Source organism: Myxococcus faecalis (assembly GCF_050039385.1).
Lineage (GTDB): Bacteria > Myxococcota > Myxococcia > Myxococcales > Myxococcaceae > Myxococcus > Myxococcus fulvus.
The window spans coordinates 3,052,140-3,074,323 of sequence record NZ_CP144336.1 but is presented as its reverse complement, the minus strand read 5'-3'; the positions used below and the strand labels follow the sequence as shown (position 1 = coordinate 3,074,323).

At 70.2% G+C, this 22,184-nt stretch carries 21 protein-coding genes and 1 pseudogene; 7 read left to right on the top strand and 15 right to left on the bottom strand.

Features of this window, described 5'->3' with window-relative positions; translation table 11 throughout:
- Nucleotides 1–8 precede the first annotated feature (8 nt).
- Nucleotides 9–701, bottom strand: a complete 693-nt coding sequence (locus VZQ01_RS12055; protein WP_141332557.1) for a response regulator transcription factor — start codon at nucleotides 699–701, stop codon at nucleotides 9–11.
- Entirely contained in the window at nucleotides 698–2,230 is a 1,533-nt protein-coding gene (locus VZQ01_RS12050) for a sensor histidine kinase (protein WP_223784822.1), read from the bottom strand. Before VZQ01_RS12050 ends, VZQ01_RS12055 begins: the two co-directional genes overlap by 4 nt.
- A 258-nt stretch (nucleotides 2,231–2,488) precedes the next feature.
- On the opposite strand from VZQ01_RS12050, the gene VZQ01_RS12045 reads away from it, so the two are divergent.
- Together VZQ01_RS12045 and VZQ01_RS12040 are read left to right on the top strand one after the other, a co-directional pair.
- Entirely contained in the window at nucleotides 2,489–4,483 is a 1,995-nt protein-coding gene (locus VZQ01_RS12045) for a c-type cytochrome (RefSeq protein WP_426747875.1), read from the top strand.
- A 44-nt stretch (nucleotides 4,484–4,527) separates the two neighbouring features.
- A complete protein-coding gene (locus tag VZQ01_RS12040) occupies nucleotides 4,528–4,794 on the top strand; it encodes a hypothetical protein (protein WP_408891699.1) in 267 nt (88 codons plus the stop codon).
- Between the two features lie 192 nt (nucleotides 4,795–4,986).
- Here the strand turns inward: VZQ01_RS12040 and sitI6 (VZQ01_RS12035) are convergent, their stop codons facing one another.
- Together sitI6 (VZQ01_RS12035) and sitA6 are read right to left on the bottom strand one after the other, a co-directional pair.
- Nucleotides 4,987–5,736 (bottom strand): SitI6 family double-CXXCG motif immunity protein, encoded by a 750-nt coding sequence (sitI6, locus tag VZQ01_RS12035; protein ID WP_223746368.1) that lies wholly within the window; start codon nucleotides 5,734–5,736, stop codon nucleotides 4,987–4,989.
- Nucleotides 5,737–6,441 (bottom strand): SitA6 family polymorphic toxin lipoprotein, encoded by a 705-nt coding sequence (gene sitA6 / locus VZQ01_RS12030; RefSeq protein ID WP_426747874.1) that lies wholly within the window; start codon nucleotides 6,439–6,441, stop codon nucleotides 5,737–5,739.
- Nucleotides 6,442–6,626: 185 nt separating this feature from the next.
- Between sitA6 and VZQ01_RS12025 the strand changes: the two are divergent.
- Nucleotides 6,627–7,125, top strand: a pseudogene (locus tag VZQ01_RS12025) (IS701 family transposase); the annotation flags it as partial.
- A 212-nt stretch (nucleotides 7,126–7,337) separates the two neighbouring features.
- Here the strand turns inward: VZQ01_RS12025 and sitI6 (VZQ01_RS12020) are convergent.
- From sitI6 (VZQ01_RS12020) to VZQ01_RS12010, 3 genes are all read right to left on the bottom strand, one after another.
- Complete coding sequence (sitI6, locus tag VZQ01_RS12020; protein WP_426747873.1) at nucleotides 7,338–8,060, bottom strand: SitI6 family double-CXXCG motif immunity protein; 723 nt, start codon at nucleotides 8,058–8,060, stop codon at nucleotides 7,338–7,340.
- A gap of 33 nt (nucleotides 8,061–8,093) precedes the next feature.
- The gene (locus VZQ01_RS12015; protein ID WP_223784825.1) at nucleotides 8,094–8,447 is read right to left on the bottom strand and encodes a hypothetical protein; all 354 of its coding nucleotides are present in this window, start codon (nucleotides 8,445–8,447) and stop codon (nucleotides 8,094–8,096) included.
- Nucleotides 8,448–8,508: 61 nt separating this feature from the next.
- The gene (locus VZQ01_RS12010; RefSeq protein WP_223746371.1) at nucleotides 8,509–9,087 is read right to left on the bottom strand and encodes a hypothetical protein; all 579 of its coding nucleotides are present in this window, start codon (nucleotides 9,085–9,087) and stop codon (nucleotides 8,509–8,511) included.
- Between the two features lie 186 nt (nucleotides 9,088–9,273).
- On the opposite strand from VZQ01_RS12010, the gene VZQ01_RS12005 reads away from it, so the two are divergent.
- The 3 genes from VZQ01_RS12005 (at nucleotide 9,274) to VZQ01_RS11995 (ending at nucleotide 12,584) form a co-directional block, all read left to right on the top strand.
- Complete coding sequence (locus VZQ01_RS12005; RefSeq protein ID WP_223746372.1) at nucleotides 9,274–10,236, top strand: hypothetical protein; 963 nt, start codon at nucleotides 9,274–9,276, stop codon at nucleotides 10,234–10,236.
- A gap of 36 nt (nucleotides 10,237–10,272) precedes the next feature.
- A complete protein-coding gene (locus VZQ01_RS12000; RefSeq protein WP_141325653.1) occupies nucleotides 10,273–11,274 on the top strand; it encodes an NAD(P)H-dependent glycerol-3-phosphate dehydrogenase in 1,002 nt (333 codons plus the stop codon).
- Nucleotides 11,275–11,345: 71 nt separating this feature from the next.
- Nucleotides 11,346–12,584, top strand: a complete 1,239-nt coding sequence (locus VZQ01_RS11995; RefSeq protein ID WP_223746374.1) for an MFS transporter — start codon at nucleotides 11,346–11,348, stop codon at nucleotides 12,582–12,584.
- A gap of 4 nt (nucleotides 12,585–12,588) precedes the next feature.
- On the opposite strand, the gene VZQ01_RS11990 is transcribed toward VZQ01_RS11995, so the two are convergent.
- The 8 genes from VZQ01_RS11990 to VZQ01_RS11955 all read right to left on the bottom strand — a co-directional run bounded on the left by VZQ01_RS11990 (nucleotide 12,589) and on the right by VZQ01_RS11955 (nucleotide 20,274).
- Nucleotides 12,589–13,650, bottom strand: a complete 1,062-nt coding sequence (locus VZQ01_RS11990) for a M20/M25/M40 family metallo-hydrolase (RefSeq protein WP_141325651.1) — start codon at nucleotides 13,648–13,650, stop codon at nucleotides 12,589–12,591.
- A complete protein-coding gene (locus VZQ01_RS11985) occupies nucleotides 13,637–14,494 on the bottom strand; it encodes a [LysW]-aminoadipate kinase (protein WP_426747872.1) in 858 nt (285 codons plus the stop codon). Before VZQ01_RS11985 ends, VZQ01_RS11990 begins: the two co-directional genes overlap by 14 nt.
- Nucleotides 14,491–15,273: an SDR family oxidoreductase gene (locus tag VZQ01_RS11980; RefSeq protein WP_426747871.1), complete on the bottom strand. Its 783-nt coding sequence runs from the start codon at nucleotides 15,271–15,273 to the stop codon at nucleotides 14,491–14,493. Before VZQ01_RS11980 ends, VZQ01_RS11985 begins: the two co-directional genes overlap by 4 nt.
- 228 nt (nucleotides 15,274–15,501) lie before the next feature.
- Entirely contained in the window at nucleotides 15,502–16,500 is a 999-nt protein-coding gene (locus tag VZQ01_RS11975) for a sulfotransferase (RefSeq protein WP_426747869.1), read from the bottom strand.
- A gap of 45 nt (nucleotides 16,501–16,545) precedes the next feature.
- Nucleotides 16,546–17,589, bottom strand: coding sequence for an N-acetyl-gamma-glutamyl-phosphate reductase (gene argC / locus VZQ01_RS11970; RefSeq protein ID WP_223746378.1), 1,044 nt, complete (start codon nucleotides 17,587–17,589; stop codon nucleotides 16,546–16,548).
- The gene (locus VZQ01_RS11965) at nucleotides 17,586–18,434 is read right to left on the bottom strand and encodes a RimK family alpha-L-glutamate ligase (RefSeq protein WP_426747867.1); all 849 of its coding nucleotides are present in this window, start codon (nucleotides 18,432–18,434) and stop codon (nucleotides 17,586–17,588) included. The genes argC and VZQ01_RS11965 overlap by 4 nt, the downstream gene beginning before the upstream one ends.
- Nucleotides 18,434–19,468: a transketolase family protein gene (locus tag VZQ01_RS11960; protein ID WP_223784831.1), complete on the bottom strand. Its 1,035-nt coding sequence runs from the start codon at nucleotides 19,466–19,468 to the stop codon at nucleotides 18,434–18,436. The genes VZQ01_RS11965 and VZQ01_RS11960 overlap by 1 nt, the downstream gene beginning before the upstream one ends.
- Nucleotides 19,465–20,274 carry a thiamine pyrophosphate-binding protein gene (locus tag VZQ01_RS11955; RefSeq protein WP_223746381.1) on the bottom strand — a complete coding sequence of 270 codons (810 nt, stop codon included), beginning with the start codon at nucleotides 20,272–20,274 and terminating at the stop codon, nucleotides 19,465–19,467. The genes VZQ01_RS11960 and VZQ01_RS11955 overlap by 4 nt, the downstream gene beginning before the upstream one ends.
- 221 nt (nucleotides 20,275–20,495) lie before the next feature.
- On the opposite strand from VZQ01_RS11955, the gene VZQ01_RS11950 reads away from it, so the two are divergent.
- Entirely contained in the window at nucleotides 20,496–22,178 is a 1,683-nt protein-coding gene (locus tag VZQ01_RS11950; protein ID WP_426747866.1) for an AMP-binding protein, read from the top strand.
- The last annotated feature ends 6 nt before the right edge of the window (nucleotides 22,179–22,184 follow it).

Below are 22,184 nucleotides of genomic sequence, written 5' to 3'. Positions count from 1 at the left end.
CCCCACGGCTACTTCTCGAAGCGGTAGCCCAGGCCCCGGACGGTGACGAAGTGGCGCGGCTCCTCGGGGTTCGGCTCGAACTTCAGCCGCAGCTGGCGCATGAAGTTGTCCACGGTGCGCGCGCTGCCCTCGTAGTGGTAGCCCCACGCGCCGGACAGCAACTCCTCGCGGGTGAAGGTGCGCTCCGGGTGCGCCAGGAAGTGCGCCAGCAGCTTGAACTCCTGCGCCGTCAGCTCCACGGCCGCGCCGCCCCGGGCCACGGTGCGCGCGTTCATGTCCACGCTGACGTCGCCGAACGTCACCGGCGGCGCGCCCCCCGGCGTCGGGTAGCGGCGGCGCAGCACGGCCTTGATGCGCGCGAGCAGCTCCTGGAGGCCGAAGGGCTTCACCACGTAGTCGTCCGCGCCCAGGTTGAGGCCCAGAATCTTGTCGGTCTCCATGCCCTTGGCGGAGAGGACGACCACGGGCGTGTCCCGGCCGCGCTGGCGCAGCTCCTTGAGCAGCTCGAAGCCGTTGAGCTCCGGGAGCATCAAATCCAGCACCATCAGGTCCGGGTTGTCGTCCAGCGCGCGCTGCAGGCCGGTGCGGCCGTCCTGGGCCTGGAGCACCTCGTAGCCCTCGAAGCGCAGGTTCATGGAGAGGCCGGTGAGGATGGACAAGTCATCCTCCACCACCAGGATGCGCCGCGTCGTGTCGCTCATGCCTTCTGCACCGGAAGGTGGATGGTGAACCGGCTGCCACGGCCCAGCTCGCTCTTCACGGTGATGCTGCCGCCGTGGGCCTCGATGATACGCCGGGCGATGGCCAGTCCCAGCCCGCTGCCCTCCGTCTTTCGCGTCAGCAGGTTGTCCACCCGGTAGAAGCGCTCGAAGATGCGCTTGCGTTCCTTCGGAGCGATTCCCACGCCGTTGTCCTCCACCGTCAAGTCAATCCACCGGCCGGAGCGGTGCGCGCTCAGCTGGATGCGCCGGTCCGCCGGCCCGCTGTACTTGTAGGCATTCTGCAGCAGGTTGAGCAGCGCGCCCGCGACGGCTTCCTTGTCCACGTCCACGCGCGGCAGGTCGCCGGCCACGTCCACCTTCAGGTCCACGCCGCCCTCCAGCCGCTGGGCGCGGAAGGCGGACACGGCGGTGTCCACCACGTCCATCACCGGCAGGGGCTCGCGCTGGTACACCTTGCGTCCGCCCTCGATGCGCGACCAGTCCAGCACCCGCTCGATGAAGACGGACAGCCGCTCCGTCTCGCGCGTCAGCAGGGTGAGCACCTCCTGCATCTGCGCGGGGTCCTTGAGGCGTCCCAGGGCGAGCGTCTCGATGAACATGCGGATGGAGGTGAGCGGCGTGCGCAGCTCGTGGCTCACCAGGGACACGAAGTCCGTCTTCATGCGCGACAGCCGCGCCTCGCGGTACAGCACGCGGCCGGTGTAGACGACGCCGAAGGTGAGCGTCAGGTAGAAGAGCCCCAAGAGCACGCCGTACACCGCGCGGTTGCGCGTGGAGGCGCGGGCCACCGGGTCCTCGCCGGTGGGCAGCACCACCAGCCGGAAGTCCTGCAGGGGCGGGGACAGCACGCGCTCGGCGAGCACCTGCGGCCCCAGCGCGCTGGCGCGGGCCTGGGCCACCTCCGACACGAGCTTGCCCATGAGGCCGCCCTCGCCGGAGGACTCGCGGGGCACGGGCATCAGGCCGAAGCGCACCGGCTCGCTGGACACGGCGCGCGGCTCCACCTGCTCCGTCATCAGCGTCTCCAGGGCGCGCACGGACAGGCGGACGCCGCGCACGACGGCGCCGTCACGCTCGGCCACCACGACGACGGAGCGTCCACCGGTGGACAGGGAGAAGAAGGTGGGCGCCTCGGGGAGCGAGCCGACCTCTGGCAGCACGGTGCCCAGGGCCTCGGCGAGCTGGGGGTCCTCGGTGATGGCGCGACCGCCCTCCAGTTGGAAGGTGCCGTCGGGCTCGGAGAGGATGCGGCCGTCGGCGGCCTCCAGGCGCAGAATGCCGGCCTCCTGCTCCAGCCGGGCCTCGGCGAGCTGCCGGGGCAGCTCCTGGGAGAGCGTCTCCAGCGTCCCGCGCCAGGCGGACTCCAGGCGCTTCTCCACCGCGGCGCGCTCGTTGATGATGGCCACCACGCCGAAGCCGGACAGGCCGGCGGAGGGCAGCACCACCAGGATGATGAGCAGGGCGAAGGTGCGCCGGAAGCTCAGGATGACGGAGGACGAACGGGACACGTCCCACTCCTTTACTCCCACCCGGTGCGACACGCTCGGGCGTTTCGTCCTAGGGGGCGGCGAGGCCGTCTGTCCGGCACCCGGAGGCCGCCCCGGGAGGCCATCGACTTCGCGGGGGGTCTGGTGCAAGCATGCCAGGCTCGCGGGGGAGGCGAGCGACCAGGGCCGGGCGTGTCCTCCCCTCCGACACAGCGCGGCAACTTCCGACGACGAGGCACGGTGGGTGGGGTCCCGTCGGGGGACGCGAGAGGAGACTTCATGAAGCGGCATCTTCTGGCCGGGGTCCTGGCGGCGGCGCTCGGGCTGTGTGCGTGCGAGGACCGCTCCACGGGAGCGGCGTGGACCAACGCCTCGGGCTCGGTGGCGCTCAGCCGGGACGACGCCTTCCTGTACGTGGTGGACGCGGACACCGGCGTGCTCGCCGTGGTGGAGACCGCGAGCGGACAGAAGGTGGGCGAGGTGAAGGTGGGCGCGGGGCCGGAGCGGGTGGTGGTGGGCCCGGACGACACGGTCTACGTCTCCAACCGCGGGGCCCGCAGCGTGTCCGTCATCCGCCGGGGTGACTGGAACGAGGCCGCGCGGGTGGCAGTGGGCGTGGAGCCCATGGGTCTGACGGTGTCTCCCAACGGGGACACGCTCTACGTGGTGAACAGCACGGCGCTGGACTCCTCGGTGTACGGCACGCTGATGGCCGTGGACACGCGCACGTTGGAGGTGCGCTGGGAGCTGCCGGTGGGCGAGGAGCCGCGCGGTGTCGCGCTGGTGGATGGTGGACGCAGGGCGCTGGTCAGCTTGTTCCGGCACGCGGACCTGGTGACGGTGGACCTGTCGGACGCGCACCAGCCGCGCATGCAGCGCGAGGGCACGGACCTGTACGCGCGGGCGAACACGCGGCAGGGCGTGGCGGCGGATGAGCCGATTCCCTTCCCTTCGTCGGACGTGCTGTTCCGTCCGCGAGGCATGGCGGACGTGGTGGTGTCGCCCGAGGGCGCGCGGGCGTTCGCGCCGACCTTGTGGGCGCGTGAGGACTCGCTCACGAGTGACGGGCGGGGGCCTGGGGGCTCGCTCTATGGCGGGGGTGGGCCGTGCAACACGGCGGGCGTGGTGGCGCCGGGCGTGTTGACGTTCAACACGGAGGACGGCTCGCCGCGGGTGGATGACCTGGACCAGTGCCGTCCGCCGCCGAGCGAGGAGCCGGACTTCCCGCCGTCGACCATCGTCAGCCCGGAGTCGAGTCACCCCATCCAGGGGCCGGTGGCGGCGGTGGTGGACCCGTCCGGGCAGTGGCTGTTCCTGGTGAACCGCGAGACGGACAACGTGGCCATCCTGCCGACGCAGCGGCGCACGGGGTTGGATTTGACGGGGGAGCGGGGCAGCACGGTGCGGCAGTTGGTGCGGGTGGGCTCGGGGCCCAGCGGCATCGCGATGACGCGGGATGGGCGCAAGGTGTACGTCTACAACGCGTTCGACCACACGGTGACGACGCTGGTGAACGACGGCTCGGGGAACGTGGCGAACGTGCGCACGCAGGGGGCGCCGATTCCGGTGGTGGGGGAGGACGTGCTGACGGCGCAGGAGGCGGCGGGGCGCAAGCTGTTCTATTCAGCGCTGGATTCGCGGATGACGAGCGCGGGGGTGGCGGCGTCGTGTGCGTCGTGTCACCTGGACGGGCGGGATGACGGGCACGTGTGGGGCTTCCCGGACGGGCCGCGGCAGACGCCGAGCCTGGCGGGGCGGAAGGTGACGGAGACAGGTCCGTTCCACTGGAGCGGGGAGTTCCCCTCGATGAGGGATTTCCTGGACGCGACGGTGCGGGGGCGGATGGGCGGCACGTCGTTGGATGGGGTGATGGTGGCGCAGCTGTCCGCGTTCATCGACGTGATTCCCACGCCGGACAACCCGTACCGGGGCGCGGTGCAGACGGCGGCGCAGGCGCGGGGTGAGCAGGTGTTCAAGAAGGCCGCGTGTGACACGTGTCACGAGGGCGCGCACTTCACGAACAACCAGCAGGCGGACGTGGGGACCTTCATCACCACGGGGCCGATTCGGGACGACGAGAACACGCGCAAGCGTGGGTTGAACACGCCGTCGCTGTTGGGCCTGGCGCGCACGGCGCCGTACCTGCACGACGGCAGCGCGCTGTCGCTCAAGGGCCGGCTGATGCAGGGCAGGGCGTCCAACAAGCACGGCACCACCGCGGACCTCACGGAGGCGGAGGTCGACGACCTGGTGGAGTACCTGCGCACGCTGTGAGGTGACAGCGTTCGACGATGTGACGGAAGAACGCGAGGTCAACGATGCCGAAGGACTGGGCCAGCACCTTGGTCGAGCTTGTGACAACGCCTGTTTCATGGGTGAGCGATGTCATGGAGGCCTTGGTTGATACCCCGGTCCACGAGCGGTTCTCCAATTCCATCAAGTCCGATGTGTTTCAGGACTCGCACCTGCGAGACATCGATAAGGTCAGCAGCGGTCGAAAGCTCCGTGCCGGGACGATCCTTCGGGTAGGGAGAGTAGCCCCCTGTGTCAGGGAAGTTGTCGCCTCGGCGAACAAGCCGAGCTGACGACGCCTTGGGGCGAGAGCAGGCAGGACTTGGTGCCGTACACGGATGCATTCAAGACGCAGATGGTAAAGCGGATGGTAGTCCCTGGCGCGGTGAGCGCGGCGGCGCTGGATCGCGCGTGGAGGCCTCGCCGGCGCCCGGAGGCTGACGAGCCCGGGATAGCGGCAGCCGACGAGGCCGCGGACCACCAGCTCACGGCGAAACGTCAACACCGGCTCGCCGGGCCGACGTCCTCGTCGGTCGGTCGCTGGTGACGTCCACCGCGAGAATCTCCGACTCCTCCAACTCGCGGCCCAGCCGCTCGAGGACGCGCTCGCTTACGACCACGACGGTCCGGAAGACTCTCGAAAAATCGACCGTTGGCACATTGTCCAGGCGCATCTCGTCGAACGGGGGCAGCGGCATCTCGGAGTCTCCGCGGCCGCACGTCCTGCAGGGCTCGCCGGCATCGACTCCCCGAATGCTCCCGCCAGGCTGAACCTCGAGTTCCAGCAGCTCTGCCACTCCCGGACGTGCCTTGAAGCGTGTCGGGACAGGGATGGCGCCGGTGAGCCCCGTGAGTCGCGCCGCCAATGCCGGCTGGATGAGGAGTAGCCACGGCATGTGGATGACCACCGGGGGAAACTTCCCCTTGGCCTTCCCCGTCAACGCGCCAAACCCAGTGCCCGGCTCAACGACGGCTCCGCGGGGCACCAGCGGCAACACCCGCTCCCTCAGCTTTACGAACTGCTCCCAGGGCACGCACTGCGCTCGTTCCAATTCGCGCCTCTCCGTCAGTGAGGAGAGGTCCACGGTCGGATAGTCGTAGCCGACACCAGCCCAAGTCTCCCGACAGGTTGGGCACTTCACTCCGGGCAATCCCCACTGCCGGTCGAGGTGGAAGCTCCCGCTCCATTTAGACCGCTCCACATCGCGTCGTTCCCTCAGCGCGTAGTAGCGCATTCACTCTCCCGCGGCAGCGGTCATCGCCAGCTTCTGCCAGTACGTCATTGGAACACCGATGAGCCCATAGCGCTCGACCATCACTCCGCCATGCCGGAAGTGCGCCGCTTGAGACGGTGGTGTTCGCTGACTCTCAATCCACATGCGCCAATCTCGATTCCATGGTCCGCCATCATTTCCGGCGTGAACCCTCCGATGCTCAGCAACGTCGACGAGCAGAGTGTACTTGTGGATGTCGATGCCGTTCCTCCGGAAGTACGCCTCGAAGGCGCGCGGAAAGATATGGTGTCGCTCCTTCTCACGGCGCTTCCACTCCGAGATTGCCTTCCGTGCAGCCTTGACGCTCGGCAGCTCCTCCTTTCGGTACCACGGGATGATGAAAACAGCCTCGCGGCCTGGAAGGGGAACCGCACCACCCCAGTACCGTTGGATACGTGCTGTCGCGGTGTCTGCGCTCCGGGCAGGTGCAACTCGAAGGGCATACGGCGGCGAGGCGAGATCCTCGCAGCGGAAGAGGCCGCACTCGTCCTCGCTGCACGACGGGGCATAGCAGCCCTCCTCGGACGCCCCTGCTGACGCGGCGCAGGACTCCGAGGAGTCTTCAACGTTGGCCGTGCGCAAGTCGTCGGTTCCAACATGTGCCGGCGCACCTGCGCAGCCAGCGGAGAACAGCAGCAGCAAAACCCACCACCTGAGCGTCTTCATGAGGTCCCCGGCCACGCTGAATCGCTGGATGCAGTCGTGTTGTGAGTGCATGTTTTTACGGATTTGCAGTCAGTGCTAGTGTTGCCCGGTCACATGAATCCAGGTGGCGGTCATGATCTTCGGTCGGGAAGACACCCGCACATCTGTGCAAGCTGGATGAAGCGCTGAGCGCCTACCTCGATGAGATGGTGGTCGGCATGGGACGGCTGGAGCGCCGCCGGGCCATGGAGGCGTATTTGACGGGCCTGCTGCTGGACGGGGAACGCAAGAGCGTCGAGCCGATGGCGTCCCGACTGGTTGAGGACACCCGCGAGGTGGAGGTGATGCGCCAGCGGCTGCAGCAGTGCGTCTCGCAGGGGACGTGGAGTGACGAAGCGCTGCGAGAGCGGCTGGCGAGGACACTGGAAACCGAGGTGCCGGAATTGGAGACCCTGGTGGTGGACGACACGGGGTTTCCGAAGAAGGGGCAGCACTCGGTGGGGTGGCCGGCAGTCCTCGGGCACGTTGGGGCGCACGGACAACTGCCAGGTGGCCGTCAGCCTGCATCTGGCAGGGCGGCGAGGCAGCGGATGCATCGGCATGCGGCTGTACCTGCCCGAGGACCGGGTAACGGACACAGTGCGGCGCAAGGCGGTAGGTGTGCCCGAGACGGTGGGAGCAGCGCGTAAATGGGAGCTGGCGCTAGGCCCTCCAGGAACTGCGCCGCACCTACCCGTGAAGAAGGGGGCGAGTAGGGGCGCCCTCGGACGCGCTTCGTCACCGACGGCAGCGCGCTGTCGCTCAAGGGCTGGCTGATGCAGGGCAGGGCGTCCAACAAGCACGGCACCACCGTGGACCTCACGGAGTCGGAGGTCGACGACCTGGTGGAGTACCTGCGTACGCTGTGAGGCGTGCGCTCAGCGGATGGGAAGCTCGCGGAACGTGATGCCGTCCAGTTGCAGGCGGCTCACGGTGTCCACGAGGCGCTCGGTGCCGATGAGCATGGTGGCGAAGTTGCCCAGCCTGAACAGGTCCAGCTCCGTGGGGAGTGAGGCCGCATCCAGGATGGGGGCCTCGGGCCACCGGAGGTTGAGGCGACCACACGTTGCGCAGGGCGGTGGATGGTCGGGCGGCATGCAGTCGAGGTGCAGTCGCCCTAGGGGGTTGAGCTGAATCTCCAGCAGCTCTGGTGGGTTCTTCTGCCGGAAGCGCAGCTCGGTGCGGCAGCCTCGGGGACCGCGGATGCCCTCGGCTTGAAGTCGCTCCAGCGCATCGGGCTGCATCAGCAGCCGGATTCCTCCGAGCCAGTCGATGGGGCCGAACCTGCCCGAGGCGCGTCCCACCAGGGGCCCAAAGGTCGTTCCTGGTGGAAGGGGCGTTCCGGGTGGGACGAAGGGGCGGGCCAACTCCCGCAGGCGCACGAACTCCGTGAAGGGCTCGGGTCTTGGTCGCTCGAACTCAGCGTGCTCGGTGATCCCCGAGGGGTCGACCTCGGGATGGTCATGACCCACGCTGCTCCAGGTCGCGCCACAGGCGTGGCAGCGGACACCGGGCAGTCGCCACTTGTGCATTCCATCGAGTTCGCCGCCGTGCCTCGCCGTGGCTGCTTTGTCCTCGTCCAACAAGAAGTAGCGGCTCATTCGTGGCGAGGCTCCCGGCCGGGAGTCGTATGGCTAGGGACGGGACGGGCCCAGTTCCTCGGGGAGCGGTGTCCGGAGGAATCGCTTTCCCGTGGGGAGGACCACGACCTGGAAGCCCTGTCCCTCGATGCGCACGAGTTCTCCGTCTGTACCCGCTCCGCTGGTGAGCCATTCATCCGCCAGTGCACGCGTCGCGAAGTCCTGGGTGATGCGAACCTCGGAGGCCGGGTCCGAGAACTCCGCTCGATATCGGAAGAACGCATCCATTTGATGCGTATGCCGGAGATAGAGCAGGGCGATGCCGGCCAGTTGAATGGCCTCGTCTTCCTTGGACCCAGGTTCGTAATGGCCACCGGCCTCGCCGAGGAGGCGCAGCGTCGTCTCCATGTCGAAGCTCTTGGGCGAGGTCATCGATTCCATGGATGCACGACGGGGTGACGCTCTCGGCTCACGGCGTCCCGGAGTCCACCTCGGGCTCCGGCGGCGTCGGCACGCGGAAGGAGTCCGGACGCGTGGCGCCGAGCGCGAGGCGCGCGACATCCAGCGCCTGCTCCGGCGAACCCCCGAGCCACGTGACGATGAGCGCGCACGGCGTGTCGTCGTCCCACGCCATCACCTGCAACATCCCCTGCGCCGGAGCCCTGCGCGCCGCCGCCTTGCCGAGCGCCGGAATCTCCTCGCCGCCCAGGTTCAACGTCGGCTGCAACAAGGCCTGCGTGTCCGCTTGTGAATAGTGCGGCTTGCAGTCCCACGTCACCGACACCGTGACGTCCTTCTCCGACGCCGAGCGGAACGTGCACAGCGGACCGCACGTGGGACACGCCCGGTCCTCCTTCATCGTGAAGCCCGGCAGCATCGACTCACGCACGTCCGAGGGCAGCAGCACCTCGCACGCGGGCAGCATCGCGTTGACCTGTGCCACCCGCGCCGCCACTCCCGCATCCGCGTCCGCCTCCGTCGCGCGCGAGCGACACGCCAACCCCATGGCCAGTGTCACCCACAACGCCACGCGCCCTCCTGCCCTCATCCCTTGGCTCTCCTCGGTCGCCCACCACCCGGCGCGCCGCGGATGGTAGACCGGTGCGGCGCTGGCGAGGACACGTTTCCCACCGCCCCCTGCCTACCAGCCGACGGGGCACACCCAGGGTCGCGCTCCGTCCCGCACCCGGCTCGTGTCCCTCCCGCGCCGTGGACTAAGCTCGCGGCCGTCTCCATGCCCTCCGTCCGCTTGCTCCTGGTGCCGCTCGCCCTCACGCTCGGGCATGCCACCGCCTGGGCCCAGGCCCCCGTGGTCCGCACCCCGCCGCCCGAGAAGCGACCGTGGGACCCCTCGGCCCCACAGCCCGCCGAGCAGGTGCCCGCGCCCTCCCGGAACGACTCCCCGGACGACACCTCCTGGACCGGCTTTCCCGGAGCCGCCACCGCGCCCACCGGACCGGAAGCCGCGACGCTGCCCCGTCTGCCCGAAGTCCCACCCCTCGTCCCCGTGCCGGACGACGAGGAGCCCGTCCCCGTCGCGCCCTCGACACCGCGCATCCCCGAGCCCCCACCCGGCCCGCCTCCCGTCCCCAACCGCGTCAGCCTCCTGGGCGCGCGCTCCGTGGGCCCGGGCGGCGTGGCCGTGGGCCTGTCGCTCGGCTTCCCCGTCGCCTCCGTCCGCGCGGCCTTGGGCGTGCTGCCCCGCGTCGATGTGCTCGCGGGCTTCGACACCCTCTATGGGATGATGAACGAGCCGCGCCTGGGCCTGCGCTGGACGGCGCTGGACGGCGGCCCGCGCTGGAGCCTGGGCCTGGTGATGGAGGGCAGCCACGCGTTCTTCCTGCGCTCGGCCAGCCTGGAGGACCGGGGCGCGCGCTACCTGAGCGGACGCCGCAACTGGAACCTCATGCCCGGCCTCGTCGGCACCTTCCAGCTGCGCGGCCCACGCGCCACGCGCTTCTTCGCCGACGTGCGTTATCACGTGGCCCTGGACACCGAGCCCATCCAGCGCACGCCCCTGGGCGGACTGCCGCCCGACCTGGTGTCCTCCGGCTCCGTGCCCGTGCGCCTGGGCGCCGAAGTGCCGCTGAGCGAGAAAACGTCCTACTCTGTCTCCCTGGGCGGTGACTTCCGCAGCCGCCCCGAGGACGCGACCTTCATGCCGGTCGTCTCCATCGGCATCGTCACCGGCCTCTAGCGCCGGTGTCCTCCACCCCCTCGAAGCGAGGTCTTCATGCGTGGCAGTGTCATCGGCTCGGGTTCCTTCGGTACCGCCCTGGCGAACGTGCTGGCGGCGAACTGCGAGGACGTCCGCCTCTGGGGCCGTGAGCCGACGGTGGTGGACGCCATCAACACGCGGCACGAGAACCCCACCTACCTGCCCGGCATCCCCATCTCCGAGCGCGTGCGCGCCACGCTGGACCTGCAGGAGGCGCTCGACGGCTCGGAGCTGGTGGTGCTCGCCACGCCCAGCCACGCCACGCGCCAGGTGCTCGCGCGCGCCAAGGACTTCCTGCCGCGCAACGTGCCCATCATCACCGTGTCCAAGGGCATCGAGAACGAGACGCTCCTGACGATGACGGAGCTGCTCGAGGACTGTCTGCCCGAGGAGTTCCACCCGTACCTCGCCGTGCTCTCCGGCCCCAGCTTCGCCAAGGAGCTGGCGCGGCGCATGCCCACGGTGGTGACCATCGCGTCGCACTGGGACAAGGTGGCCGTACGCTGCCAGAAGGCGCTGCAGACGGAGACCTTCCGCAGCTACACGTCCACGGACGTGGTGGGCGTGCAGTACGGCGGCGCGCTGAAGAACGTCATCGCCATCGCCGCGGGCATGGCGGACGGCCTGGGCATGGGCCACAACGCGCGCGCGGCCATCATCACGCGCGGCCTGGCCGAAATCACCCGGCTGGCGGTGCGCAAGGGCGCCAACCCCCTGACGCTGTCGGGCCTGTCCGGCATGGGGGACCTGGTGCTCACGTGCACCGGTGAGCTGAGCCGCAACCGGCACGTGGGCATGGAGCTGGGCAAGGGCAAGAAGCTGGCGGACATCCTCGGGCAGATGAAGGAGGTCGCCGAGGGCGTGAAGACGGCGCGCAGCGCGCGCGACTTGTCGCTCAAGACGGGCGTGGAGCTGCCCATCTGCCAGCAGGTCTACCTGATTGCCTACGAGGACAAGAACGCCAAGATGGCGGTGGTGGACCTGATGACGCGTCAGCCCAAGTCCGAGCTCGTCTGACACGGGTTGGGATGTGGGCCCCGCGCGCTGTTCCGGCGCGCGTCGGGGTGCTGTTAGAAACCGGGCTCAGCGTGTCCCTCTCGAGCCTGGCGAACCTGCCGTCCTTCCGTGCCTTCCGTCACCGGGAGTTCCTCGCGGTGTGGTCGGGGGCGCTCGTCTCCAACGTGGGCACGTGGATGGAGGTGCTCGCGCTGGGCGTCTTCGTCACGAAGGTCACGGGGCGCGCGGAGTGGACGGGCGGTGTGGCGGCGCTGACGTACCTGCCCTCGCTCATCCTGTCGCCGTTGGGCGGCGCGCTGGCGGACCGGTTCGACCGGCGCAAGTACGTCGCGGTGTGCGCGGCGTCGCAGGCGCTGCTCGCGGGGGTGCTGGCGACGCTGGCCTTCACCGGGAGCCTCACCGTGCAGGCGGTGGCGGGCATCTGCTTCCTCAATGGCTGCGTGCACGTGCTGTCGGGGCCGGCGTACACGGCGCTGGTGGCGGGGCTGGTGGCGAAGGAGGACCTGCACAGCGCGATGACGCTGATGTCGGCGCAGTTCAACCTGGGGCGCATCGTCGGGCCGGTGCTCGCGGCGGGGTTGCTCGCGGCGGGCAACGTGGCGTGGGTGATGGTGGCGAACACGCTGTCGTTCTTCGCGGTGTTGTTCGCGGTGGCGCAGGTGCGCGCGGAGCCCAGGGCCTCGCTGCCCGCATCCTCCCGGGGGCTGTGGGGCGACATCCTCGAGGGCGCGCGGCTGGCGCGCGGCGACTCGGGCATCCGCCTGTCGATGGTGGCGCTGTTCCTGCTCGCGCTGTTCATCTCGCCCTTCATCGCGTTGGTGCCGGTGTTCGCGCTCCAGGTGTTCGGCGCGGATGCATCCGCCGCGTCGGTGCTCATCGCGGTGCAGGGTGTGGGCGCGCTCGTCGCGTCGGGCCTGGTGGGCGGCCTCGCGGTGCGCTGGGGCAAGGACCGGGTGGTGGACCTGTCGATGATGTTGATGGGGCCGGTGACGATGGCGTACTGGCTGTCGCCCACGCTGCCCGTGGCGATGGGGAGCATGTTCGTGCTGGGCGCGGTGTACCTGGTGGTGATGACGGGGCTGAGCACGCGCAACCAGGAGCGCGCGCCGCGCGAGCTGCAGGGCCGGGTGAGCAGCCTCGCGATGATGCTCGTCAACGTGGGCTACTCGGTGGGCGTCTGGGCGCAGGGTGCGCTCGCGGACCGGGTGAGCGTGCGTGGCGTCACGGCGACGGCGGCGGCGCTGTTCTTCCTGTCGATGGTGGGGCTGCGCTGGCAGCGCCCGCGTACGGCGGACGTCGCGAGCACCTGACGTCTCAGCCCTTGTTCGGCAGGAGCGCGAGCACGCGGGCCAGCACGGCGACGCCCTCTTCGTACTCGCCCAGCTCGATGTGCTCGTCGGGCGTGTGGTCCAGCGCCGAGTCACCGGGGCCATAGGCGACGGTGGGCACGGCCCAGGTGTCCGCCACGGTGTTCCAGTCCGAGGTGCCCGTCTTCACGCGAAGGGTGGGGCGCGCGCCGCGCTCGCGGATGGACTGCTTGAAGGCGCGGGTGAGCGCGTCGTTGCCCTCGGCGGACACGGCGCCCTTGCGGGACACCGTCTTCACCGAGACGTCGGGCACGCGGGTGAGACACGCGAGCAGGGCGTCCACGTCGCTGGTGGGGCCGGTGCGGATGTTGATGTTCGCGGTGGCCCACTCGGTGTCGTGGTCGGTGCCCGTGTGGAAGGACAGGAGCGAGGGCAGGTCCTGCTCGAAGAGGGTGCAGCCGGGGTTGCGCTCGTCGCAGCGGCGGCGCAGGGCGTTCCAGGCGTCGACGAGGTGCTCGGCGGGGGCGCGATAGTTGCGGCTCGCGGTGTGCTTGCGCGCGGCGCGGTACTCCAGCTCCAGCCGGACGAGGCCCTTGTAGCCCAGGGTGATGGCGTGAGCGCCGCTGGGCTCGCCGTTGACGACGAAGTCCGGGCGGTGGTGCTCGCGAGCGTGGAGCGCTCCCCGGGTGATGGCGACCTCCTCTTCCACACAGCCCAGCAGCAGGAAGCGCTTGCCGGCGCGCTCGGAGTCATCGAGCAGCTCCGCGGCCTCGATGAACGCGGCCAGCGCGCCCTTGGCGTCCACCGCGCCTCGGCCGAACAGGCGCGTGCCTTCGAGGCGCACGGGGATGTCGCCGGGCACGGTGTCGATGTGGCCCAGCAGCGCGACGCAGGTGTCGCCGTCGCCGAGGCTGGCCACGGTGTTGCCCATCTCGTCGACATGGGCGCGCCAGCCGCGACGCTCCAGCCGGTCCGCGAGCGCGCGGGAGAAATCGCGCTCCTGGTGACTGGGGCTGTAGTGCTCCAGCATCCACCGCAGCAATTCCGAGCTCGCCTCACGCACCCGCATCAGCCACCTTCACACCCGAAGAAGTGAGCTTCGTACCCGCCTCGCCCGCCAGCGCGGACAGCACGGGCCGAGGCGCCGCCGAAGCCGTGATGTACGCGGACCGCACGCCCCCCGCGAGCGCGCGCCGAGCCGCCTCCAGCTTGTAGCGCATGCGGCCCCGCGCGAAGCCCATGACCCGCTCGACATCATCACTCTCGCGGATGAGCGACGTGGGGTCCGCCGGGTCCTCGAGCAGCCCCGCCACGTTCGACAGCATCACCAGCGCGCGGGCCCCCAGCGCGGCGGCGATGGCGGCGGCCACCTGGTCCGCGTCCACATTCACCAGCACCCCATCCTCCGTCACCGCCGGAGGGCACACGACGGGCGTCTGGCCCGCGTCCATCAACACGCCGAGCAGCCGCGTGTTCACCTCGGTCATCTCTCCCGCCAGGTGCGTGCGGTCGATGCGCGTGCGAGCTCCGTCCTGAATCTTCAAGGGCGGCCTGCGCCGGGCCACGAGCATCCGCCCATCCGCGCCGCACATCCCCAACGCCGACACCCCGCGCGACAGCAGCGCGAGCACCGCACGCTTGTTGACGTCCCCCACCCACGCCATCGTCAGGACACGCAGCGTGGCCTCGTTCGTCAGCCGCACCACGTTGCCAGAGGCCGTCAGCACCTCCGTGCGCTCCATGCCCAACGAGGCCAGCAGCGAGTCACCTGCCTCCGAGCCACCGTTCACCACGACGACCCGCTCGCCGCGCTGACGCAGCTCCGCCACGTCGGCGCAGACGTTCTCCAGGTCCACGCCCGCGGCGCCGCCAATCTTCACCACCAGGGGCGCCGGCTGGGACACGGTGCTCATCCGATGACGCTCGCGCCACCGTCGATGAGCTGCACGGTGCCCGTGATGAACGACGCACGCTCACTGGCGAGGAACGCGGCCGCCGCGGCGAACTCCTCCGGCTCACCCACCCGACGCAGCGGGATGTGCGCGGCCATGGCCCGAAGCCCCGCCTCGACATCGCCCGACGTGTTGGTCCCCGCGGTGCGCTCCACGGGCGGCGTGCGCGTATAGCCCGGCGCGAGCACGTTGACGGTGACACCGCAGTCGCCCAGCTCCTGCACCAGCGCGGAAGCAAATCCCACGATGCCCAGGCGCGCCGTCCCGGACAGGGCGAAGCGCGCCACCGGCCGCACCACCGTCTCCGAGGTGATGAGCAGGAGCCGTCCCCACTTCGCGGCCTTCATGTAGGGCAACGAAGCCAGGGCCAGGTTGATGGCCGGCAGCATCACCGTGTCGATGGCCTCCTGGTACGCGCTGATGTCGAACTTCGTCGCAGGCCCCGGCGGAGGCCCGGCGCTGTTCGTCACCACGATGTGGGGGCCGCCCAGCTTGCTGGCCACGTCCTCCACCCACGCCTTCGCGGCGCCGTGCTCCTTCAAGTCCACTCGCGTGGCCAGCACCTTGCCACCGCGCGACATCAAGCGAAGGTGCGCTTCGGCGCGAGCCAGCCGCTCGGCGTCGCGTGCGCCGATGGCGACATGCGCGCCTTCCTTCACCAGCTCCTCGGCCACGGCCAGCCCCAGTCCGCTGGAGCCACCGGCGATGAGCGCGACCTTATGGGTGAGTCCCAGTTCCAAGGTTCTTCCTCCGAATGTCCGACACGGTCCTGACGGGACCTGCTCCAGCGCAGGGGTTCATCGCCAGCCCCAGTCCACTGATGCTTCCGGCAATGAGCGCGACCTCATGGATGAGTCCCGGTTCCAAGGTTCTCCCTCAAGTGTCCGACATGTCCTGGTGGGGCCTGCACCATCGCGGGGCTCCTCGCCAGCCCCGGTCCCCGGGCTCCACCGTCGATGAGCGCGGCCTTATGAATGAGTCCCGGTCCCCAGGTTCCCACTCCGAGCGTCCGACACATTCTTCGCGGGCTCCGCTCCGGAGCCGACGTCCACGGGGGCTGGCGCTCCCCGGTACTGGTAGCGCCCCGTCAGCGGCCACGCGAGCGTGCACACCAGCGTCTTCACCTTCGCCGGAAGCTCCTTGCGCCACGCATCGTCGCCGGGCCGCAGCAGTGTGGAGCCACTGAGGAACCGGTCCGGGTTGCCGGTGACGGTGTGGTTGCGGCCCAGCACCACCGTGCGCCCCTTCACCGGATTCACCGAGCGGTCCACCTGGATGAGCTCCAGCAGCGAGTCGATGGTGGCCTGAGGCGACGCGATGAAGTCCTCGTAGCGCAGGAACAGCGAGCGCTCCGGGTGACGCCGGGTGACCAGCTCCGAGGCCACGTTGAAGCCCAGCCAGTATGCGGTGCTCCGCGCGGCGGACATCGGCACGACGTACTGCTTCGTCTTCGTCCACGAGTGCGCCACCGCGCGAGGGTCCCGCACCAGGTGCAGGTAGTACGGAGTGATTCCGTCCACGTGCGGCAGCAGCGCCGCCTCGGAGGGGAACTTCCCGCTGTCCACGATGATGTGGCTGCCGGTGGCGTCCGCGATGGTGCGGTAGGTCCGGGCGAGCAGCTCCGCGTGCTCGTACAGCGCTGGCGAGGGCGTGCCCTGCCGCAGCACGCGCCACGTGTGCCGCGTGCGCACCGTGTCCAGCTGTCGGCGCACCACTCGCGCGGCGTGGCCCTGCGCTGACTCACCCGGCGCCACGCCCTGCTCCAGCACCTTGGCCCACAGGGCGCACTGCACCAGCGGCGTGCCGCAGCCGCACATCGTGTTGGAGCCGTTCCCGTAGGCGTTCTTCCACAGGAAGCTCAGCTCACCGGTGTGGAAGCAACCCGCCACCTCGTTGAGCACGTTGCCGATGATGGTGCTGCCGCTGCGGCACCAGCCGGTGATGTAGAGGACGGTCAGCGTGCTCATGGGCGGACACCGAGGGGGAGGTGGCGCATGGGGGAGTCTTTCACGTCAGAGGGGGTGGAGGCCGCGGAAGCCGAGGCCCTCCGTTTCGGGCCTGCCCAGCATCAGGTTCAACGCATGCACGGCCGTACCCGCCGCGCCCTTCACCAGGTTGTCCAGCGCCGCGTTCACCACGATGCGCCCGCGCTCCGCGTCCACGTCCACCGACAAGTCACAGTGGTTCGTGCCCGACAGCGGGCCCGGCTCGGGGAACGGTGACGCGCTCGCGTTGGCGCGCAGCACGTTCACGAACGGATGCTCACGGTACGTCGACGCGAGCGCGCGCAGGGGCTCGTTGGCGTCCTCGAGCGGACGCGCGGCGAAGGCGTGCACGGTGGCGAGGATGCCTCGGACGCTGGGCACCGCCGTCGCGCTGAAGTGCACGGTGGCGCGCGTGCCGGTGAAGCGCTCCGTCGCGGCCTCGATTTCGCCCGTGTGCCGATGTCCCGTGGGCCGATAGCAGCGCAGGGCCGAGGCCCGCTCGGGATGATGCGAGGAGCGGTCCGGCGTCGCTCCGCCGCCCGACGAGCCCGTCTTCGCGTCCACCACCACCATCTCGGGACGCACCAGCCCCGCGCGCACCAGGGGCAACAGCCCGAGCAGCGCCGCGTGGGCCATGCACCCGGGCACCGCCACCAGCCGCGCGTCCCTCAGTCGAGCGCCCGCCCACTCCGGCAGGCCATAGACGAACTCGGGCAGCTCCGCGGGCCGGGGCGCGCGGGGATACCAGCGCGCGTGCTCGACGGGGCCGAGCCGGAAGTCTGCGCTCAGGTCGATGATGCGCGCGGCGAGCGGACTCACCTGCGACCAGCGGCGGATGAGCTCGCCGGAGGGCATGCAGGAGACGAGCACGTCGCACGGCTCCAGCGCGTCGTGGGGCGCGAAGCGCAGCGTGCTCGCGCCGCGCAGGTGCGGGTGGGGGAAGTCGAGCCGCTTGCCGGCGTGCTGCTCGGACGTGGCCTGGGCCACCTCCACCGCCGGGTGCGCGAGGAGCAGCCGCAGCACCTCGCCGCCCGCGTAGCCCCCGGCCCCCAGCACCGCGACGCGCGTCATCGCAACGTCTCCCGCACGTAGTCCGCCATCAGCTCCGGCAGGGGGATGCCGGTGAACTCGATGCTCCGCGCGAACTCCACGCAGTGGTTGATTTCGTTCACCATCACCTCGCCTGTCCGCGTCTCCAGCAGGTCCACCGCCACCAGCTCCCCGCCCACGGCGCGCGCGGCCTGCTCGGCGAGCCGGGCGTGGGACTCGGGCACCTCGTAGCGCTCCGGCACCGCGCCCCGGGCGGTGTTGGTCACCCAGTGCTCGGAGCGTCGGCGCATCCCGCCCACCGCCTTGCCGATGACGTACACGCGCAAGTCGTAGCCCGGCTTGTCGATGTACTGCTGCACCAGCGCCACGTGGTCCTGCGCGCCGCCCATCTCGAAGCGCATGGACATCATGCCCTCCGCCGCGTGGACGCCGTCCACGCGCGCCACCATGCGCCCCCACGAGCCGAGCACGGGCTTGGTCACCACGGGGAAGCCGCGCTCCTGCATCTGCGCGACGCAGGCCTCCTCCTCGAAGCCCACGAAGGCCCAGGGGATGGGCACCTCGGCCCTGGCGAGCGCGAGCGTGGTGAGCGCCTTGTCCCCGCACGTGGCGATGCACTGCGCGGTGTTGAGCACGCGCGAGCCCTTCACCTCCAGGATGGAGGCCAGGTAGCGAGCCCGCGTGAAGGACATGCTGCGCATCAGCACGGGGCCGCCGTCCTGCCAGCGCTCGCGACTCAGCGGGAGCACCAGCTCCGAGTCCGCGTGCGTCCTCACCCCGAAGCCCCGCGCGCGCAGCGCGTCCGCGAGCATGCGCTCCTCGGTGCGCAGGCGGGTGTAGACCAGGTGGACCTCGTGGCCTTGCATCATCCCCTCCTGGCCGGTGCCAGCGCCGCCAGCCGGGGGCGGGGCAGGGCGCCGAGAATCGTCTCCACCAGCGCGCCCGCCTCCAGGCCGTGGCGCCGCAGCAGCGACTCGTGCGTGCCGGCCGTGGAGTCGTAGCGGTCCTGGATGCCCGCGCGCACCACGCGCCGGCCCAACCCATGACTCGCCACGCTCTCGCACACCGCGCCGCCCAGGCCGCCGAGGATGGAGTGCTCCTCCACCGTGACGAGCAGCCGGGTCCGCTCGGCCGTCTCCAGGAGCGCCTCCTCGTCGAAGGGCTTGAGCGTGTGCAGGTTCACCACGCGCGCACAGACGCCCTGGGTCTCCAGCCTCGCGGCCACGTCCAGCGCCACGCTCACGCCCACCTCGCCGTGCGCGATGATGCCCACGTCGCCGCCCTCGCGCAGGCACATGGCGCGCCCCAGGGCGAAGGCGGGCCGGGCCACGTCCAGCCGCGTGACGCGGTTGCGGCCCAGCCGCAGATACACCGGGCCCTCCAGCTCCAGCACCGCCCGCGTCGCCTGAATCGTCTCCAACCCGTCCGCCGGCGACACCACCGTCATGTTCGGCATGGAGCGTAGGATGGCCAGGTCCTCGATGGCGTGGTGCGTGGGGCCGAAGAACGCGCCGGACAGTCCGCCGTAGTCGCACACCAGCTTCACGTTGGCGCGCGCATAGGCCAGCCCCAACCGCACCTGCTCGCACGCGCGCATCGCGCCGAAGGGCGCGAACGTGTGCGCGAAGACGACGTGGCCGGTGGCCGCCATGCCGCTGGCGATGTCCAGCATCGCCGCCTCGCAGATGCCCAGGTTGAGGAAACGCTCCGGGTGGCGCGCGGCGTACGGGTCTCCACCTCCCGCCAGGTCCGCCTCGAGCAGCACCACGCGCTCATCCTGGTCCGCGAGCCGGGCCAGCGCGTGCCGGAACACCAGCCGGTTGGACAGGCCCGGCTGCTCCGCGAGCCAGTCCGAGGGCGCCGTCAGCAGGTCCGCGCCGCTGGAGGTGGAGCTCGTCATGGCGTCACCTCCCCCAGCGACGCGAGCGCCCGCTTGAGCTGCTCCGGGTTGAACGTCGCGTAGTGCGGCCCCTTGCCGCGCAGCATCGGCACCCCCGCGCCCTTCTTCGTGTTCGCCACGATGGCGCGAGGCCCCTCGGCGGGCGCCTCCAGCGCGGAGGCCAGCGCGTCCAGGTCGTGCCCGTCCACCTCCACGGTGCCCAGGCCGAACGCGGAGAGCCGCTGCACCAGCGCGGCCTGGGAGAGGATGCTCTCCGTGGGCCCGTCGTTCTGTCCGCCGTTGCGGTCCACCAGCACCGTGAGCCCGCTCAGCTTGTGCTGCGCCGCGATTTGCAGCGCCTCCCAGTTGGAGCCCTCGCCCATCTCACCGTCTCCACAGATGACGAACACGCGGTTGGCGCGCTGCCGCAGCCGATGCCCCAGCGCCATCCCCACGCCCAGGCCCACGCCGTGTCCCAGGCTCCCCGTGGGGAACTCGACACCCGGCACCGCCGCGCTCACGTGTCCGGTATAGGGACTGCCCTCCGCGTTGTAGCGCTGCACCAGTTCTTCAGCGTCGATGAAGCCGAACTCGGCCAGGGCGGCGTAGAGCCCCGCGGCGGCGTGGCCCTTGGAGAGGATGAGCGAGTCGCGCTCCTCCCAGCGGGGCTCCTGGGGCCGCACGTTCATCACGCGGCCGAGCAGCACCACGAGCAGCTCCACCATGGAGAGCGAGCCTCCCAGGTGGCAGCCCACGGGCGTGGCGGCGAGCCGGAGGATGGTCCGGCGGATGCGACGGGCGCGCTCCTCGAGGGGTACCTGGACCATGGGTGTCATGCCGGTGGAAGCGTGCCCGGTGTCATCATCGCGTGGGACGCACAATCCTGGCTATTCATTCCAAAGTAGGAAACCGAGAGCGGCCCCGTCAATGTGAGTGAGGGTCCTTGGGGTGCAGACATGTGAGCTTTCGCAGTCTTGCTGGTTTTACAGGCGAATCGGTATGGTTCGCGCGGTCCGGAAAGTCACGCGGTCCATGGAGGATGTGGACGATGGACGCACGGTTCGGAAGCGGCCCCACGCGGGAGCAGGCGGCGCTGTACCGGAGCAGGGGCTGGTGGCGTGACGAGACGGTGCTGGACGACCTGCGTCGTGCCATCCAGAAGCACCCGGACAAGCCGGCCATCGTCGCGGCGCGCTACTTCGCCAAGGACGTCACGCGCATCAGCTACGCGGAGCTGGGACGGTACGCGGAGCGCTTCGCGGGCGCGCTCGTGTCGCTGGGCGTGGCCCGGGGCGAGCTGGTGGCGGTGCAGCTTCCCAACTGGTGGCAGTTCACCGCGCTGGCGCTGGCGTGCGCGCGCATCGGCGCCGTCATCGCGCCCATTCCTCCCGACTACCGACGCCGCGAGGTGGAGTTCATCCTCGGCAGGACGGAATCCTCCGTCTACATCGGACCGCTGAGCTGGAGCGGCCACTCGCACCGGGACATGCTGCGCGAGGCCGTGTCGTCGCTGCCGGCGTTGAAGCACCGCGTCTTCCTCGGCGCGCAGGGCGCCACCCAGCCGGGCGAGCTGGACTTCGAGGCTTGCTTCGTCGAGCGGCGCTGGGAGGACGAAGTCGACCCGGCGACGTTGGACGCCAGGTCCGCGCGCGCCGACGACATCTGCAATGTCCTCTACACCTCCGGGACGACGGGCGAGCCCAAGGGCGTGGTCCACTCGCACAACACCAACTACGGCATCACCCGCGCCATCGCGGACGTCATGGCCCTGGGCGAGGACGACGTGGTGTGCCTGCCCTCGCTGCTCACCGCCTCCAGCGGATTTACCTACCTGTACTTGATGGCGGTGAACCTGGGGGCGACGGCTGTCTACATGGACGTGGGGGACCCGGAGCTCACGCTGCGCTGCATCCAGGAGCACGGCGTCACGTTCATGTATGGGATTCCCACGTATGTGATGAACGTCATCGCGGCGAAGAAGAAGCGCGGCGGTGAAACATCCTCGCTGCGTCGGCTGTCCACCGGCTCCATCCCCGTGCCGCCGCACCTCATCGCCGCGGTCCGCGAGAGTTTTGGCGTGCCACTGCACACGCTGTGGGGGATGACGGAGAACGGCGCGGTGACGATTACGCGGCGCGACGACCCGCCGGACTGGCCGTCCCACAGCGACGGGCGCCCGGTGGAGTGGATGGAGGTGCGAATCGTCCCCGCGCTGGCGGAGGACGGCTCGCCCTATCCGGAAGGGACGGGACGGCTGCTCGTCCGGGGCGCGAGCCAGTGCCTGGGCTACTTCAAGCGGGAGGACCTCTACCGCGCGAGCGTGGACGCGGAGGGTTGGTTCGACACGGGGGACCTCGCGCGGGACGACGGGCGCGGGGGCATCCGCATCGTCGGGCGGCTCAAGGACGTCATCTTCCGCTATGGCCAGAAGGTGCCGGTGGTGGAGGTGGAGTCGGCGCTGTACTCGCATCCGAAGGTGAAGGAGGTGGCCGTCATCGGTCACTCCGACGACCGCATCGGCGGCGAGCGGGTGTGCGCGGTGGTGGTGGCGCGCGACGAGGCGCCGACGCTGGACGAGCTGCGCACGCACTTGAAGGGCCTGGGCATGTCCAACCAGTACTGGCCGGACCGGCTGGAGGTGGTGGAGGAGATGCCCAAGACGCCGTCGGGAAAGATTCGCAAGTACCTGCTGCGCGAGCGGCTCAAGGGCCCCACCGCCAAGGTGGGCTGAGGCGTC

Coding starts and splice junctions, on each gene's coding strand:
- VZQ01_RS12040 (WP_408891699.1), top strand. CDS start 4,528: ATGCCGAAGGACTGGGCCAGCACCTTGGTCGAGCTTGTGACAACGCCT.
- argC (WP_223746378.1), bottom strand. CDS start 17,589: ATGACGCGCGTCGCGGTGCTGGGGGCCGGGGGCTACGCGGGCGGCGAG.
- sitA6 (WP_426747874.1), bottom strand. CDS start 6,441: ATGAAGACGCTCAGGTGGTGGGTTTTGCTGCTGCTGTTCTCCGCTGGC.
- VZQ01_RS11950 (WP_426747866.1), top strand. CDS start 20,496: ATGGACGCACGGTTCGGAAGCGGCCCCACGCGGGAGCAGGCGGCGCTG.
- VZQ01_RS11960 (WP_223784831.1), bottom strand. CDS start 19,468: ATGACGAGCTCCACCTCCAGCGGCGCGGACCTGCTGACGGCGCCCTCG.
- VZQ01_RS12015 (WP_223784825.1), bottom strand. CDS start 8,447: ATGGAGACGACGCTGCGCCTCCTCGGCGAGGCCGGTGGCCATTACGAA.
- VZQ01_RS11975 (WP_426747869.1), bottom strand. CDS start 16,500: ATGAGCACGCTGACCGTCCTCTACATCACCGGCTGGTGCCGCAGCGGC.
- sitI6 (WP_223746368.1), bottom strand. CDS start 5,736: ATGCGCTACTACGCGCTGAGGGAACGACGCGATGTGGAGCGGTCTAAA.
- VZQ01_RS12000 (WP_141325653.1), top strand. CDS start 10,273: ATGCGTGGCAGTGTCATCGGCTCGGGTTCCTTCGGTACCGCCCTGGCG.
- VZQ01_RS12045 (WP_426747875.1), top strand. CDS start 2,489: ATGAAGCGGCATCTTCTGGCCGGGGTCCTGGCGGCGGCGCTCGGGCTG.
- VZQ01_RS12055 (WP_141332557.1), bottom strand. CDS start 701: ATGAGCGACACGACGCGGCGCATCCTGGTGGTGGAGGATGACTTGTCC.
- VZQ01_RS11965 (WP_426747867.1), bottom strand. CDS start 18,434: ATGCAAGGCCACGAGGTCCACCTGGTCTACACCCGCCTGCGCACCGAG.
- VZQ01_RS11955 (WP_223746381.1), bottom strand. CDS start 20,274: ATGGTCCAGGTACCCCTCGAGGAGCGCGCCCGTCGCATCCGCCGGACC.
- VZQ01_RS11985 (WP_426747872.1), bottom strand. CDS start 14,494: ATGAGCACCGTGTCCCAGCCGGCGCCCCTGGTGGTGAAGATTGGCGGC.
- VZQ01_RS11990 (WP_141325651.1), bottom strand. CDS start 13,650: ATGCGGGTGCGTGAGGCGAGCTCGGAATTGCTGCGGTGGATGCTGGAG.
- VZQ01_RS12005 (WP_223746372.1), top strand. CDS start 9,274: ATGCCCTCCGTCCGCTTGCTCCTGGTGCCGCTCGCCCTCACGCTCGGG.
- VZQ01_RS12010 (WP_223746371.1), bottom strand. CDS start 9,087: ATGAGGGCAGGAGGGCGCGTGGCGTTGTGGGTGACACTGGCCATGGGG.
- sitI6 (WP_426747873.1), bottom strand. CDS start 8,060: ATGAGCCGCTACTTCTTGTTGGACGAGGACAAAGCAGCCACGGCGAGG.